Origin of the sequence: Kosakonia sp. S42 (genome assembly GCF_016624785.1) — a bacterium.
GTDB classification, from domain to species: domain Bacteria; phylum Pseudomonadota; class Gammaproteobacteria; order Enterobacterales; family Enterobacteriaceae; genus Kosakonia; species Kosakonia cowanii.
Genome location: NZ_JACVTW010000007.1, coordinates 208052 through 223817, shown reverse-complemented (window position 1 = coordinate 223817; position 15766 = coordinate 208052). Strand labels below are relative to the sequence as shown.

The window sequence follows — 15766 nt, the reverse complement described above, 5'->3', positions numbered from 1 at the left end:
GGATTGACAAGGGGAGCGCGGCCGCTCCCTTTGTCCCGTTCACCGCATAAGTGGTTGATGAAACTCCCCAGCGCCTGGTGAACGGAATCATTCCACCCATGTAGCATAAGCGCCGCCGAACATGCCGGATGGCGCGTAAAACACTTATCCGGCCTACGGAACGGAACCCTTCCACCAATGCCACATACCAGGCCCATTGCCGGATGGCGGCTTCGCCTTATCCGGCCTACAAATAAACCTACACCTGCGGGATCTCGCGATTCTCATCCTTATCCACCGCAAAACAGGCCACCAGCTGACCATTGTAATCCTTCAACTGCGGCTGCAACTGCGTGCAGGGGCCGAAGCGACGGCTACAACGGGCATTAAAGGCACACCCCGGTGGCGGGTTGAGCGGACTCGGCAGCTCGCCGGTAAGCTTAATGCGCTCGCGGCGATCGTCCGGATTAAGCCGCGGCGTCGCGGAGAGCAGCGCCTGAGTGTAAGGATGGCGCGGGTTGGCAAAGATCTGCTCTTTGCTGCCCTTCTCCACGCAGCGGCCGAGGTACATCACCATCACCTCATCAGCAATGTGCTCCACCACCGACAGATCGTGCGAGATAAAGACGTAGGAGAGCCCCAAATCCTGCTGCAGATCCATCATCAGGTTCAGCACCTGCGCGCGCACGGAGACATCGAGCGCTGAAACCGGTTCGTCGGCAATCACCACGTCCGGGTCGAGCATCAGACCACGGGCGATAGCAATACGCTGACGCTGACCGCCGGAGAACATATGCGGGTAACGGTCATAGTGCTCGGTTTTCAGCCCCACTTTCGCCATCATCGCCAGCGCTTTCTCGCGGCGCGCCTCTCTGCTGAGCGAGCTGTTAATCAACAGCGGCTCTTCGAGGATCTGCCCCACTTTTTTACGCGGGTTCAGCGAGCCATAGGGGTTCTGAAAGACGATCTGGATTTTCTGCCGACGCAGCTTCTGCGCCTGCGGATCGTGCTTGAGCAGATCCTGGCCCTGGTAGTAGAGCTCACCGCCGGTCGGCGTTTCAATCATCGTCAGCAGGCGGCCAAGCGTTGATTTGCCGCAGCCGGACTCGCCGACCACCGCCAGGGTTTTGCCGCGCTCCAGCGAAAACGAGACGCCGTCCAGCGCTTTGACCAGGCGCTCCGGGGCGAAAAAGCCCTTCTTCACCGGGTAGTGTTTTTTCAGGTCGATCGCCTGCAACAGCGGCTGCTGCGAAGTGGCCTCATGCGTACTCATAATTCGGCCTCCCGGCATCATCGAGTGGGTAGTGACATTTGGACTGGCGGCCGCCGTCGACGGTGTTCAGACCCGGCTCATCGACGCGGCATTTGTCCGTCGCATAGGGGCAGCGCGGGTTGAGCAGACAGCCGCTTGGGCGGTCATATTTCCCCGGTACTACGCCCGGCAGCGACGCCAGACGCGCTTTGTCCTGGGCAAACTCCGGCAGCGCGCGCAGCAGCGCCTGGGTGTACGGGTGACGCGGCGCGCGGAAGATATCCCGCGATTCGCCCGCCTCTACCACCTGGCCTGCATACATCACGATGATTTTGTGCGCCGCTTCCGCCACCAGCGCCAGATCGTGCGTAATCAGAATCAGCGCCATGTTCTTTTGCTGCTGCAACTCCAGCAGCAGTTCGATGATCTGCGCCTGAATGGTAACGTCCAACGCAGTGGTCGGTTCATCAGCAATCAGCAGCTTCGGCTGGCAGGCAATCGCCATCGCGATCATGACGCGCTGGCTCATACCGCCCGAAAGCTGGTGCGGGTAAACGTCGAGCCGCGAAGCCGGGTCGGGAATGCCGACCTGGTTGAGCAGGTCGATCGCCCGCTGGCGGCGGGTTTTCTTATTGCCGCCCTGATGCACTTTAATCGCTTCCATAATCTGGAAACCGACGGTGTAGCAGGGGTTAAGGCTGGTCATCGGATCCTGGAAAATCATCGCCACTTCCGAGCCAACCAGGCTGCGGCGCTCTTTCTCGGAAATCCGTTTTAAATCCTGACCGTTAAACTCCAGCTTCTCTGCCATTACGCGGCCGGGGAAATCAATCAGCCCCATGATCGCCAGCGAGCTGACCGATTTACCGGAGCCGGACTCGCCAACAATGCCGATCACTTCGCCCTGGTTTACGCTGTAGCTAATGCGGTCTACGGCGCGGAACTCGGCACCAACGTCGCCGAAGTGCACCGATAATTTATCTACATTTAATAACGCCATCTCGAACCTCTTACTGCTTCAGTTTGGGGTCGAGCGCATCACGCAGTCCGTCACCCATCAGGTTAAATGCCAGCACCGTCAGCAGGATCGCCAGACCCGGGAAGGTCACGACCCACCAGGCACTCTGTGCGAACTGCAACACGTCGGAGAGCATGGTGCCCCACTCCGGTGTTGGCGGCTGCGCACCCATGCCGAGGAAGCCAAGGGCGGCCATATCGAGAATGGCGTTAGAGAAGCCGAGCGACGCCTGAACGATCAGCGGCGCAAGGCAGTTCGGGAAAATATTGACGAACATTTGACGCATCGCGCCTGCACCCGCCACGCGGGAAGCGGTCACATAATCGCGGTTCACCTCCACCAGCACGGCGGCGCGCGTCAGGCGCACGTAGTGCGGCAGGGCGACAAAGGTTAATGCCAGCGAGGCGTTAACGATCGACGGGCCGAAGATCGCCACCAGCACCAGCGCCAGCAGCAGGCTCGGCAGTGCCAGCATGATATCGACGACGCGCATAATGATGTTGTCGATAAGCCCGCCGAAGTAGCCCGCCACCAGGCCGAGGATAATCCCGGCGACCAGCGACAACGCCACCACCAGGCAGCCAACCAGCAGCGAGAGGCGCGCGCCGAACATCAGACGCGACAGCGTGTCGCGGCCCACATCATCGGTGCCGAGGATATGCGTCCAGGTGCCGCCATCCTGCCAGACCGGCGGTGCCAGTAGCGCATCGCGGAACTGATCCGCCGGGTTATGCGGCGCGATGAAGTTGGCGAAGATGGCGATAATCAACATCACCACGACATAGGCCAGGCCGACAACCGCGCCTTTGTTGCGTTTGAAGTAGTGCCAGAACTCCTGCAGCGGCGTCATGGGCACCGGCGCAGAGATAACTTTATTTTCAGTAACTTGTGACATGATGGCCCCTTACTTCTTATGCCGAATACGCGGGTTCACCACGCCGTACAGCAGGTCGACCAGCAGGTTGACGAGGATAATCATCGTCGCGACCAGCAGCACCCCACCCTGCACCACCGGATAATCGCGGCGTTGCAGTGCATCAATCAGCCAGCGGCCAAGGCCCGGCCAGGAGAAGATGGTTTCGGTCAGGATCGCGCCCGCCAGCATGGTGCCGACTTGCAGACCGATAACCGTTACCACCGGCAGCATCGCGTTGCGCAGCGCGTGGACGATAATCACCCGCATACGGGTCAGCCCTTTGGCGCGCGCGGTGCGGATATAGTCTTCGCCCAGCACTTCCAGCATCGAGGAGCGCGTCATACGCACAATCACCGCCAGCGGAATAGTGCCGAGCACGACGGCCGGCAGGATCATGTGCGCGACGGCATCAATAAAGTTGCCCTCTTCGCCCCAGATGGCGGTGTCGATCAGCATAAAGCCGGTGAGCGGGTTGGTGTCATCGAGGAACACCATATCGCTGACGCGCCCGGAGACCGGCGTCAGGTTTAGCTGCACCGAGACCAGCATAATCAGCATCATGCCCCACCAGAAGATCGGCATGGAGTAGCCGGTCAGCGCGATGCTCACGGCGGTGTGATCGAAGATGGAGCCGCGTTTGACCGCAGCAAGTACGCCCACCGGAATGCCGACGGCAACGGCGAAGATCATCGCGCAGACGCCCAGCTCCAGCGTGGCTTTAAAGCGCGGCACGAATTCGTCCCACACCGGAAGACGGCTCTTCAATGAGAGACCTAAATCGCCGTGCAATACGCCCCACACATAGTGGACATACTGTTCCCACAGCGGCTTGTCGAGACCGAGCTCGGCCAGCAACTGAGCGTGACGCTCAGGGGAGATACCACGCTCACCCGCCATGATCATCACCGGATCGCCGGGGATCATATGAACAAAGGCAAAGGTGAGAAGGGTGATACCGATAAACGTCGGGATAACTAACCCCAGACGTCGGAGGATGAACTGCAACATAACCCGGATTCTCAGTAGTGACGCGACGCCTGGCGACGGCACGTCTGTATTGCTCACAAATGTATTTCCACTCTTATTACAAGAGGGAACAGACCTCTCCCCCTCTCCCAGCGAAGAGGGGGAGATCAGGCATTTTACTTATTATTCGACAGAGACGTTTTCGAAGTGGTGTTTGCCTAATGGATCAACCACATAGCCTTTCACCTCTTTACGCACTGGCTCATAGACGGTGGAGTGCGCGACGATCAGCGCCGGAGCCTGGTCATGCATCACTACCTGCGCTTGTTTGTAGAGCTCAATACGCTTGTTGTGATCGTCAGTGGCGCGCGCCGGCTGAATCAGATCTTCAAACGGCTTGTAGCACCAGCGCGAGTAGTTGGAGCCATCTTTCGCTGCTGCGCAGCTGAACAGGGTGGCGAAGAAGTTATCCGGATCCCCGTTGTCGCCGGTCCAGCCCATCATCACAGCCTGATGCTCGCCCGCTTTCGCACGCTTGAGGTATTCGCCCCACTCGTAGGTGACGATTTTGGCCTGTACGCCCACTTTCGCCCAGTCAGACTGAATCATCTCAGCCATACGGCGCGCGTTCGGGTTGTACGGACGCTGTACCGGCATTGCCCACAGCTCAACGGTGAAGCCCTTCTCATGACCGGCTTCTTTCAGCAGCTGCTTCGCCTTCTCCGGATCGTAGGTGTAGTCTTTAACGTCGTCGTTATAGCCCCACATGGTCGGCGGAATCAGGTTTTTCGCCGCAACGCCCGCGCCCTGATAGACCGCTTTGATGATCGCTTCTTTGTTTACCGCGTAGGTCAGCGCCTGGCGCACTTTCACATCATCAAACGGTTTTTTCTCGGTGTTGAAGGACATGTAACCGACGTTCAGGCCAGCCTGCTCCATCAGGTTAATGTTTTTGTCCTGCTTCATGCGCGCGATGTCAGCCGGGTTCGGGTACGGCATCACCTGACATTCGTTTTTCTGCAGCTTGGCGTAGCGCACGGAAGCATCCGGCGTGATGGAGAAGACCAGGCGATCGATCTTCGGCTTGGTGCCCCAGAAGCCTTCAAACGCTTTGTAGAGAATGCGCGAGTCTTTCTGGTATTGCAGCAGCTGGAACGGACCGGTACCGATTGGGTTGAGGTCAACTTTGTCCGGCGTGCCGGCTTTCAGCATGTTGTCCGCGTACTCTTTGGAGAGGATGGAGGCGAAGTCCATTGCCAGGTCAGCGAGGAACGGCGATTCCGGGCGCGTCAGCACGAACTGCACGGTGTGATCGTCGACTTTTTTCACTTCGCTAATCAGATCCGGCAGACCCATGCCTTCGAAGTATTCGTAGCTGCCGCCAGAGATTTTATGGTACGGGTTCTGGGCATTTTTCTGGCGTTCGAAAGAGAACACCACGTCATCGGCGTTGAATTCACGCGTCGGTTTGAACTCTTTGTTGTCCTGCCACTTCACGCCTTTACGCAGGTGGAAGGTGTAGGTTTTGCCGTCTTCGCTGATGTCCCACTTCTCCGCCAGACCCGGAATCACTTCCGTGGTGCCGGTTTTGAACTCAACCAGACGGTTATAAATTGGCACAGAGCTGGCATCGTAAGTGGTACCAGAGGTGAAAAGCTGTGGGTTAAAACCTTCGGGCGAACCTTCAGAACAATAAACCAGGGTTTTAGCCTGCACGCTTGCCGCGACGGTCATGGCCACCAGGCTAAGACCGAGCTTCAGCATCCCTGACTTCTTCAAGGAAATACTCATTGATTCTGCTCCAATGTGATATGTGTTGTTACCCATGCAGTGGGTATGTCCGACAGGCCTTTTTTAGTTTTTTACCCGGTCTGGTCGGTTGTGCCCGCAGGCGTTATGAGAGATGGGGATTCCTTTCACAAGGTTGACTGAGTTGCAGTACAGATTCTCCATGAAATGCCCCTCATGCCCTACAATCTGTCAACAGAATGTCAAAACGTCAATACAGGTAACCGGGATTTACAACGACGGTGAGAATCGGCAAACAAAGTTAAAAAAAAGTTCAAGCCGCCATATTCAGCAGGGAAATTTATGCTAAAGGCGCAGAGGCAGAATATTCCCCTTATAAAGCGCCCTTACCCAGTGATTAACATTCATGCAGATTATGAAAAATTTCTATCACAATGATGATTATCTGAGCGGTATATCCCGCGAACGCTAAAACGCACAGCGCAAAATGCTGACTTTATCCATAAGCAACGCGAAAAAAGATCGTTAGATATATAAATAAATACGATGGAATATCGCAAAAAATAGCCGTCAGGCAGCGGGAAGCAGGGATAAGAGGAATTTCAGCGGGTTTTGGTTTTTTACGGATGGATTGGGTGCGGGATCGTGGGTTTGCCGGATGGCGCGTGAACGCTTATCCGGCCTACGGAATTGAGGATTTTGCTGGATCGCGTAGGCCTGATAAGGCGAAGCCGCCATCAGGCAATTGAGCGGACGCAGAAAGCAAAAAACCCAACCGTAAGGTTGGGTTTTTCTAAATTTGGTCGGTGCCAGAGGATGACTCGCCACTGCGTGGCTCGCCCTGCGGGCCGTTGCTGCGCAACGTTCTCTCGCTGCGCTCGAGTCGAACCTCCACCCCCGGAGGTTCTCATCCTCTTTCGGACGCAGAAAGCAAAAAACCCAACCTTGCGGTTGGGTTTTTCTAAATTTGGTCGGTGATAGAGGATTCGAACCTCCGACCCCTTCGTCCCGAACGAAGTGCGCTACCAGGCTGCGCCAATCACCGAATGCGGGGCGCATCTTACTGCCGCCGACATGCCCCGTCAATCCTTTAATCGAAAAAAGCTAACTGACTGGCGAGAAAGCCAGCAGCGCGTTACTTCGCGGCCTGCCCCGGTAAACGGCACCAGTTGTTATTCTCGTTAATCCCACCGTCCGGCGAGGTATAACCGAGGCAACCCATAATGGTGTCGTACAGCTCAACGTGGCGGCGCGGCGTTTTATAGGCCACCTGCTGCTTGAGTTGCGCCAGCATCTGCGCCTTCTGCGGGTCTTCAAGGTATTTATCAGACATCCACACCATCATCGGCACGCGGAACTGCTCCGGCGGTGCCATATGGCGCGGCGTGCCGTGCAGGTGCTCCTGCTCATTGATCGATTCACCGTGATCCGCTGCGTAGAAGACAATCGCTTTACGGTCGCGCATCTTATCAATCACGCTGTCGATAAAGTGATCGACATAGGTCACCGAGTTATCAAAGGAGTTGATCATCTCCTCTTTACTGCACTTGCGATCGACGCCCATACACTCCGGTTTCCACTGCGCGAAGCTGCGCGGGTAACGCTGGGTATAGTTAAAGTGTGACCCTTTGGTGTGGAGAATAATCATATGCTTACCGTTGGCGTTATCCGCCAGCGAGCGGTTCATCTCGTCGACCAGCAGCATGTCGTCAACGTGCTTGCCACGGTTGCGCGGCTCAGCGCCTATCTGCTCGCGGTAGGCGATATTGTCCGCCATGGTGTTGCTGTAGAACCACATTTCGCTCTGCATGGCGTAGAGATCGCTGGAGAAGCCGAGCTGCTTGAGCACCGCGAAAATATTCTGCTCTTTCAGCGTACGCTGCGGGTTGGTCTCCGCACCGCCTTCGCGCACAAACATACAGCGCAACGAGAGCTTCGTCGCGGTATCGCACGAGTAACCGCGGAAGGCGACGAGGTTCTTCTCCTGCGCCAGCTTCGGCGTCGTATTGCGTTCATAGCCGAGCATACCCATATGGTCCCAGCGCGTGGTCTCGCCGATGATAAACACCACCCAGGTATCATCAATATCCTTCGGCGCGACGTAGGTAAACTTCGTCGCCGGGTTCATCAATGAACTGTTATCTGAAGACTCATCGACGCGCGCCCAGGCATAAAGCCCCAGCGCAGAGAGCCAGTTGGAGGGCAAATAGGAGTTAGCAACCACGCCGCCGTAGCTTGGCAGATCAACGCCCGAAGCGCGCTCGGTCTGCTTCTGCTGCACATCCATCAGGCGAATCGGCCCCCACACCAGCAGCCCGGCTAACACCACCAGGCCTGCGCTGCGAATGCGCGCGCCAGGCTGACGCAGCTGGCGCAGCAGGGTGTCGCGGCAGCGGTTGTGCCAGATAAAGAGCAGTGGGAGCGCGCTCACTGCCACGATCCAGACGAACAACTGCCAGCCCACCACCTCTTTGGAGAGGTCAATATCCGTGGTCATCACCGAAGCGATAATGCCGTAGCCAATCACCACGTTAAGGAAAGTCATGTAGTAGCTGGCGGCGGCTGAGAAGACCACAATCAGCGAAGTCAGAATACGCCAGACGCGTCGGCCAAACAGCGACAGCACACGTAGTAAGAAGAAGGTGACCAGCACGGTCGCGACCAGCTCCACGGCAGCGGAGAGCCCTTTCAGCGGGGTGAATGCGTGCGCGTAACCATCGAACCGACGGTAAAACACAGCGCTATTCATAAACAGACCGATATACAACGCAAGCAGGAAGCTTAACTTCTGCTGGGTAATCGTTTTGATATAGTTCATGCAAGCAGCTCAAAAAAGAGGAAAAAGCTCCTGAAAGCGAGAGTCATTCACGCGTCAGGCTAAACAATTGCGAAGGAAGTTAATACGTGAAACTTCTGAAGCGCGCTAAGTAGACCATAGCGGCAGGGAAAAGTGTCAATGGGAGATAAGATTCGGCCATATATTTACAAAAAATAGATGGCCGATGGCAAAAAATGTTAACCGCGATGGGTTATCAGGAGGTGATTACATTGAGTTTTACATCAATGTTACCGCGAGTGGCATTGGAGTAAGGGCAGACAATATGCGCCTTTTGCACCAGCTCTTCCGCTTCTTTGTGATCCATGCCCGGCAGGTGGATATCCAGCTGCGCTTCGATACCAAAACCGGTCGGCAACGGCCCAATGCCTACCTGACCTTCAATGTAAGCATCCTGCGGCACTTTCTTCTTCTCGGTCGACGCCACGTGTTTTAGCGCGCCAAGGAAACAGGCCGAGTAGCCCGCTGCGAAAAGCTGTTCCGGGTTGGTCACTTCGCCGCCAGGGCCGCCCATCTCTTTCGGTACGCCCAGTTTGACATCCAGCACACCATCAGAGGAGGTTGCACGGCCATCGCGTCCCCCGGTTGCTTTCGCTTTAGCACGGTAAACCACTTTCTCTAAAGACATTTGTGACTCCTTCTGTTGGATGAACCTGATTAATAAGGATAGTCGCTTTGCGGAAAGTGTGCGGCGCAGATAGAGAAAAGCCTCGCGAAAGCGAGGCCAGGCATTAAAGATTTACGTAGTGGTAGCGGCAAGAAACGATAATCAGCGAGTCATCTTTTATGTAGTAAACGAGTCGATGCTCTTTGGTGATGCGGCGCGACCAGAGCGGCTTATGGTGCTTAAGCGCCTCCGGCTTTCCGAGCCCCTGGAAAGGGTGCTCAAGCGCATCCCTCACGAGGGTATCAATCTTCTGCTTTACCTTAGGGTCGTTCTGCTTCCAGAAATCTATATCAGCTTGCGCTTCCGGCGTTATCCTGGGCGTCATTCAAATTTATATTCCTGTAGGTCGCCGCTTTCCGCCTGTTGGATGCTGCGCTCAATATGCGCGGCGTTGACCGGGTTGCTGAACAGATGAAGCGTCTCTTGCATAGAGGCAAACTCCTCGGCATCGATAACCACCACGCTTTTAGCCCCTTTGCGGGTGACAAGGATCGGTGCCAGCTCGTCATTTGCCTGCTGCATCAGCGAGGCCAGGTTCTGGCGGGCGTCGGTGTAGTTAACATGTTGCATATTCATCTCCCAGGTTCTGTTACGCGAGACACTATAGCTAACGTACAAGTACCTGTACATATAGAACCCCGCCCTTTACGCAACGGATGGCAGGGCGAAATCATAGCGGGCCGTGAAAGTTAGCATTGCGATCGCCCGCAACAATCGTTGATGGCGTGAGAAATTCAGAAAACAACAAGGCCGCGACGATTGCCGCGGCCTGCAAAGGTGTAGCCAGTTCGTTATTACGCGTGCGCTTGCTGGTAGACCTCGCGCTGCGGCTGGCGAATGGTGGTGGAGAGTGCCAGCGAGAGGATCAGCAGGGCGAAGATGACACAGAAGGTGACATAAAAGCCGCCGAACAGTGAGGCGATAATCGAGCCACAGATGCTGCCGATACCGAAACCGAGGTAAATCACGCCGTAGTTTTTCGCCAGGTTGTTGAGGCCGAAGAACTCACTCACCAGCGACGGGAAGACGGTGATGGTGCCGCCGAAGTTGAAAGCAACACAGGCGATGGCGGCAAAGAAGCTCACGGCATTCAGCGGTGCGAAGAGCAGTGCGGCCATACCGACTAATGAAATCACCTGACCAATGGTAATCACGCGGATGCGGGCAATCTTATCAGAGAGGATACCCAGCACCAGGCGGCCGCTGAGGTTGGCAATTGCAATCACCGTTACCGCATTAGCAGCAGTGGCAATATCCAGATGCACCATCCCCTGCGCAATATCTTTCGCCACGCCAATCACATACAGGCCGCTCATGCAGGCGGTCAGGAACATCACTGCCAGCATCCAGTACTGCGGTTTACGCATTGACTGCGCCAGCGTGAAGTCATTTTCCACTACGCCGTTAACGGTGGAGACTTTCTGCAGCGGCGCATCGGTCATCAGCATCGCACCGAAGACAATCATCACCAGCGTGATCGCGCCCCAGATCATAAAGGTGCTTTCCAGGCCAACGGTCGCCAGCAGATGGCTGTCGATAAATTTAAAACCGAGGCTGCCAAGGCCGTAAGAACCGATAGAGAAGGCGGAGATCAGCCCTTTGCGCTCCGGGAACCACTTCACGCAGTTAGAGAGGGTTAACAGGTAGCCCGCGCCATCTGCCAGGCCAACCAGCACACCTGCGCTGAGCCACAGCATCATCAAATTGGTCGCATGCGCGGTGAGGAAGAAGCCAAGCCCGAGCAGCAGGCCGGAGGCGATGGTGACGCGCTTCACGCCAAAACGCTCCTGCAGTTTACCGGCTACGGAGGAGGAGAGCGCGAGGCCAAGGCTCAGCAGGCCAAAGGAAAACGCGACCTGGCTTACCGGCTCGCCCAGTTTTTCCGCCAGCGAACTATTGAACAAACTCCAGGTGTAAACCGATCCTAACGCAAACTGCGTGATGATGGTGCCGACCAGCGTCAGCCAGCGAGTGTGTTGAGCAAAGGAACTATTCATGGCAGTTGTCCCGCAGAAGAATAAAAAGGAATTCACTGCCGACAACCATAACGAAGCGCATTTCATGCCTGGGTAAAAAAGGCATGAAATGCAGCGAGAGAGGAATGAAATGCCGCTAAGCGGGAATGAATGACCGCGCGAAATATCACTGCGGCGAATACTAAGTGTGAGTTAGTACATACTATCAATATAAAACGCGCCGCTATTGTTTCAAGAGTGTAAAAAGATTGTTTTAATCGAGCTAAAAACGGGCGCTGACCCCCATGCTGTAGAGGTAGTTTTGCCCCCAGGTCTCGTTTTCCGATTGCGACATTGAGGCGTAGGCCGCGAGGTGCGGGTTGAGCAGCATATCGGCCCCCAGCGTGACATCCATCCAGTTACCATACTGGTTGGCGGCGGTAAGGCGATAAAGGCCCGACTGGCTCTTCCAGACGTTTTCGCCAAACTGCTGGTTAACGCTAATTTGCGCCCACGGACGCAGATCGCCAAAGCGGCTATCGACGCGCCAGCCCAGCGAACTGACGCTGGCGTGCCACAGCGGATCGCTGTACTGCACGTTGGTCGCACTGTCGCCGAATTCGTTATACATTGAGGTCGTTGAGCCATCGTAGTGCCACACCGCCACCGGGCCGGTAGTGACTTTACTTGAGAGCGGAATATTCCAGCCAAGGCTCATGGTGCTAATCGTATCGAGCGGCGACGTGTCGGGGAGATTAATGGCCAGCCCCGGCGAGTTTTGCGTCGAACGAATGCGCTCTTCAAGAATATCGTTATAACGGGGTTGCCGTTCGCTATCCCAGCGATAGCGTCCATCGGTGTCATCAGCACCGACATACTCTTGCTGCCACGCCGCCGCCGTCTGAGAAAAAAGCAGACAGGCAGGCAGCAGCGACATCATCAGGCCACTGCGGGTTGTTTTCATTATTTTACGACTCCAGAGAAGAGCCGAACTCGGCGTAATTGTTATCGTTGTTAGAACGGGCAAAAGCCCTGTAATAAATATTGTCTTTCTGGAGTTTACGTCAAGGCAGGCCGACGTTTATTTTTCCTTCACAAACGGAGTATGGATATGCAGCGTTGTGGTTGGGTTACGCAGGACCCGCTCTATCTCGATTATCACGATAACGAGTGGGGCGTGCCGCAAAGAGAGGGCAAAAAGCTGTTCGAGATGATCTGCCTCGAAGGGCAGCAGGCGGGGCTGTCGTGGATTACGGTGTTGAAAAAGCGGGAGAATTACCGTCACGCCTTCTATAACTTTGACCCGCAGCGCGTCGCCGCCATGACGGCGCAGGATGTCGATAATTTACTGCAAAATGCCGGGATTATTCGCCATCGTGGCAAGATTGAAGCGATTATTGGTAATGCGCGCGCCTACCTGGCGATGGAAGCCAACGGCGAGTCATTTTCAGATTTTGTCTGGGGGTTCGTCGATAACCAGCCACAGATCGCGCACGCCGCCCTGCTCGCAGAGATCCCTGCCTCAACGCCCGTCTCCGACGCCTTATCAAAAGCGCTGAAAAAACGCGGCTTCAAATTTGTTGGTTCAACTATCTGTTATGCCTTTATGCAGGCCTGCGGTCTGGTTAATGACCACGTCGTCGGCTGCATCTGTTACCCGGGAGGAACGCATGATTCGCGCATGGAACAGTGAAGATTTAACTCCGCTGCTGGCGCTGTGGCTGGAGAGCACCACCCTCGCCCACCCCTTTATTCAGGCCAGCTACTGGCAGGAGAGCGAAGCGCTGGTGCGCGACGCCTACCTTCCGTCGGCGAAAACCTGGGTCGCTGAGCAGGAGGGCGAATTGCAGGGCTTTGTCAGCGTGATGGATGAGCAGTTTATCGGCGCGCTGTTTGTGCGCCCGCAGGCGTTTGGCCTGGGGTTCGGGAAAGCGCTGATTAACCATGTTAAACAGCACTTTCCCCGCTTAAGCCTTGAGGTTTACCAGCAGAATGAGCGGGCGGTGAACTTCTACCATGCGCAGGGCTTTACCATTACCGAAAGCGCATGGCAGGAGGAGACCGGTCATCCGACGTGGATCATGAGCTGGCAGGCGGATCAAACGCCGTCAGCGTAAGCGCCGGGCCGCGATACTTCTCAACCCACGCCAGCGCCGTATTCCCCGCGCAGCCATTGCCCAGCCGCGAGCTGGGCAAATCTTTAGTCAGCACGTTCACCGCGCCGTTTTTACACAGCCCGTCCGCCGTTGGCTCAAGATCCGGCCATGCCCCTTCATGAATACAGATCACGCCAGGCTTAATACCGCTGCTCACCACCGCGCCCGCCAGCACCTGCCCGCGCTGGTTCCACACCCGCACCACATCGCCCGGCGCGATACCGCGCGCCTGCGCATCGAGCGGATGGAGCGTAATTGGCTCGCGCCCGGCAACCGCATACTCCTCGCGCAGACGAGTAAAGTTGAGCTGGCTGTGCAGGCGATGCGCGGGGTGCGCAGAGAGCACCTGCAGCTGCTCCGGCTCGGCATTGCCATGCCACTCATCTGGCTCCAGCCATGTCGGATGCGGCGGGCAGTCGGCATAGCCAAAGCTTTTAATGCGCTCAGAGAAGATTTCGATTTTACCGCTCGGCGTTTTCAGCGGGTGCGCCTGCGGATCGCGACGGAAATCGGCGTAACGCACAAAGCGCGCGTTCTGCTCGCTCTGTGGCATCTCAATCAGCTGGTTTGCCTGCCAGAACTCAGCAAACGGCGGCAGCGTTACCTGCTGGCTCGCCCCGCGCTCACCGGCGATGTTGTAGAAGGTCTCCAGCCACTGCAGATCGCTCTTCCCTTCGGTAAAGCGTTCGCGCCCGCCCGCTTCCCAGCGCTCGCTTAAGTCAGCAAACACCTCGAAGTCATCGCGCGCCTCAAACTGCGGCGGCACCACGCGCTGCATCGGCACCAGGTGCTGGTTGCTGTAATCGCCGGTCATCGTCAAATCGTTACGCTCAAACGAAGTGGTAGCGGGCAGCACGATATCGGCGTGTTTCGCCGCAGCCGTCCAGAAACACTCGGAGATCACCACCAGTTCTGGCTTCTGCCAGGCGCGGATCAGGCGGTTGGTATCCTGATGATGGGTAAAGTTTGCGCCGCCCGCCCACCAGACAAAGCGGATATCCGGGAAGTGTCCGTTGATGCCGTTATGCTGGTAAGGCGCGCCGGGGTTCTCCAGCGCTTCAACAATGCGCGCGACGGGGAATTTATGTACTGCGTCGGTGCCGCCTTTGACCAGCCCCTGCATTGAAGCGAGCACCGCGGCGCGGCGTGTCGGGTTACCGCCGTTGGCAAAGTGATAAGAGAGGCCAAACCCGCCGCCCGGCGTGCCGATCTGCCCAAGCATCGCCGCCAGCGTCACCAGCATCCAGTGTTTTTGCTCGCCAAACTGCTGGCGCTGCATCCCCCAGCCTGCCATCAACATGGTGGTGTTTTTATGGAAAACGTCCGCCAGTTCGCGGATTTTAGCCGCTTCGATGCCGCAGATGCCTGCTGCCCACTCCGCCGTTTTCGCCACGCCATCGCTTTCGCCGGTGAGGTAGGCGGCAAAAATCTCGTAGCCCACGGTGCAACGGGAGAGAAAATCATTATCCTGCCAGCCGTTCTCTACCAGCGTATGGGCGATGCCGAGCATCAGCGCCACGTCGGTGCCCATATGCGGCGCGATCCACTCCGCGCGGTCGCCGAGGAAATCAACGGTCTCCGATCGCATCGGATCGATACAGATCACCCGCTTGCCGCTGTTGCGCAGCGCGTCAAAGTAAGGAATCCCCTGCTCATCCGAGGCGTTCCAGGCAATCTTCAGGGTGTTTAGCGGGTTGGCGCTCCACAGCACCACTACGTCGCTATGCTCAAGGATCAGCGGCCAGCTGGTCTGCTGCTGGTAAACTTCGTTGCCGCCAACCACGTGCGGCATAATCGCCTGCGCGGCACCAGTGGAGTAATCCCCCAGATGGCCGGTGTAGCCGCCCGCGAGGCTCATATAGCGCTGTAACAGCGTGGCGGCTTTGTGCAGCACGCCGTTGGAGCGCCAGCCGTAGGAACCCGCAAAGATTGATGACGGGCCATAGCTGTCACGAATACGTTTGTGCTGCTGATGGATCAGATCCAGTGCCTGATCCCAGCTGACGCGCACAAACTCATCCTGCCCGCGCACGCCTTGCGGGCTGTCGGGCGAAGCGAGAAAGCCTTTGCGCACCATCGGGTAGCGCACGCGCGTTTCGCTGTGCACCTGCTCCTGCACCACGCTTTGCAGCGAGTTGGGGAAAGGCGTTGGCAGCGCGCCGCGTGAGGCGAGCACCTTTTCACCATCGGTGTCGACCAGCATCGGGCCCCAGTGGGCCGCCGTAAGAACTGTTTTGATAGCAGAGTTTGCCAAAGCGCGCTCCTGAATAGC

Annotated in this window: 14 protein-coding genes, 1 tRNA gene and 1 other RNA gene; 2 read left to right on the top strand and 14 right to left on the bottom strand. The window is 56.8% G+C overall.

The genetic code is table 11. The annotated features are described in order from the left end of the window. Window positions 1-238: 238 nt before the first annotated feature. From dppF to IAE50_RS11770, 13 genes are all read right to left on the bottom strand, one after another. Window positions 239-1252 (bottom strand): dipeptide ABC transporter ATP-binding subunit DppF, encoded by a 1014-nt coding sequence (gene dppF, locus IAE50_RS11830; protein ID WP_042713255.1) that lies wholly within the window; start codon window positions 1250-1252, stop codon window positions 239-241. Further along, window positions 1239-2231, bottom strand: a complete 993-nt coding sequence (gene dppD, locus IAE50_RS11825; RefSeq protein WP_200580327.1) for a dipeptide ABC transporter ATP-binding protein — start codon at window positions 2229-2231, stop codon at window positions 1239-1241. The genes dppF and dppD overlap by 14 nt, the downstream gene beginning before the upstream one ends. Before the next feature lie 10 nt (window positions 2232-2241). After that, entirely contained in the window at window positions 2242-3144 is a 903-nt protein-coding gene (gene dppC / locus IAE50_RS11820) for a dipeptide ABC transporter permease DppC (RefSeq protein WP_042713257.1), read from the bottom strand. 9 nt (window positions 3145-3153) lie between these two features. Then, entirely contained in the window at window positions 3154-4173 is a 1020-nt protein-coding gene (gene dppB / locus IAE50_RS11815; RefSeq protein WP_042713258.1) for a dipeptide ABC transporter permease DppB, read from the bottom strand. Window positions 4174-4314: 141 nt separating this feature from the next. Then, the gene (dppA, locus tag IAE50_RS11810) at window positions 4315-5922 is read right to left on the bottom strand and encodes a dipeptide ABC transporter periplasmic-binding protein DppA (protein ID WP_200580326.1); all 1608 of its coding nucleotides are present in this window, start codon (window positions 5920-5922) and stop codon (window positions 4315-4317) included. Between the two features lie 758 nt (window positions 5923-6680). Continuing rightward, window positions 6681-6812: non-coding RNA, RtT sRNA (locus IAE50_RS11805), on the bottom strand. 36 nt (window positions 6813-6848) lie between these two features. Further along, a tRNA-Pro gene (locus IAE50_RS11800) sits at window positions 6849-6925 on the bottom strand. Between the two features lie 90 nt (window positions 6926-7015). Continuing rightward, entirely contained in the window at window positions 7016-8698 is a 1683-nt protein-coding gene (eptB, locus tag IAE50_RS11795) for a kdo(2)-lipid A phosphoethanolamine 7''-transferase (protein WP_200580325.1), read from the bottom strand. Window positions 8699-8912: 214 nt separating this feature from the next. Further along, window positions 8913-9344 carry an organic hydroperoxide resistance protein gene (locus IAE50_RS11790; RefSeq protein WP_042718589.1) on the bottom strand — a complete coding sequence of 144 codons (432 nt, stop codon included), beginning with the start codon at window positions 9342-9344 and terminating at the stop codon, window positions 8913-8915. A 103-nt stretch (window positions 9345-9447) separates the two neighbouring features. Continuing rightward, entirely contained in the window at window positions 9448-9708 is a 261-nt protein-coding gene (locus tag IAE50_RS11785; RefSeq protein ID WP_054802690.1) for a Txe/YoeB family addiction module toxin, read from the bottom strand. Then, complete coding sequence (locus tag IAE50_RS11780; protein ID WP_232045137.1) at window positions 9705-9959, bottom strand: type II toxin-antitoxin system Phd/YefM family antitoxin; 255 nt, start codon at window positions 9957-9959, stop codon at window positions 9705-9707. Before IAE50_RS11780 ends, IAE50_RS11785 begins: the two co-directional genes overlap by 4 nt. Before the next feature lie 218 nt (window positions 9960-10177). Then, a complete protein-coding gene (locus tag IAE50_RS11775; protein WP_076769346.1) occupies window positions 10178-11380 on the bottom strand; it encodes an MFS transporter in 1203 nt (400 codons plus the stop codon). A 241-nt stretch (window positions 11381-11621) separates the two neighbouring features. Further along, window positions 11622-12302, bottom strand: a complete 681-nt coding sequence (locus tag IAE50_RS11770; RefSeq protein ID WP_094418958.1) for an autotransporter domain-containing protein — start codon at window positions 12300-12302, stop codon at window positions 11622-11624. A 147-nt stretch (window positions 12303-12449) separates the two neighbouring features. Here IAE50_RS11770 and tag point away from each other — a divergent pair, with 147 nt between their 5' ends. Then, entirely contained in the window at window positions 12450-13031 is a 582-nt protein-coding gene (gene tag, locus IAE50_RS11765) for a DNA-3-methyladenine glycosylase I (RefSeq protein WP_200580324.1), read from the top strand. After that, a complete protein-coding gene (locus IAE50_RS11760; protein ID WP_042718597.1) occupies window positions 13009-13455 on the top strand; it encodes an N-acetyltransferase in 447 nt (148 codons plus the stop codon). The genes tag and IAE50_RS11760 overlap by 23 nt, the downstream gene beginning before the upstream one ends. Here IAE50_RS11760 and IAE50_RS11755 read toward each other — a convergent pair. Continuing rightward, window positions 13418-15748 (bottom strand): molybdopterin guanine dinucleotide-containing S/N-oxide reductase, encoded by a 2331-nt coding sequence (locus IAE50_RS11755; RefSeq protein ID WP_200580323.1) that lies wholly within the window; start codon window positions 15746-15748, stop codon window positions 13418-13420. The genes IAE50_RS11760 and IAE50_RS11755 overlap by 38 nt on opposite strands. Between the last annotated feature and the right edge of the window lie 18 nt (window positions 15749-15766).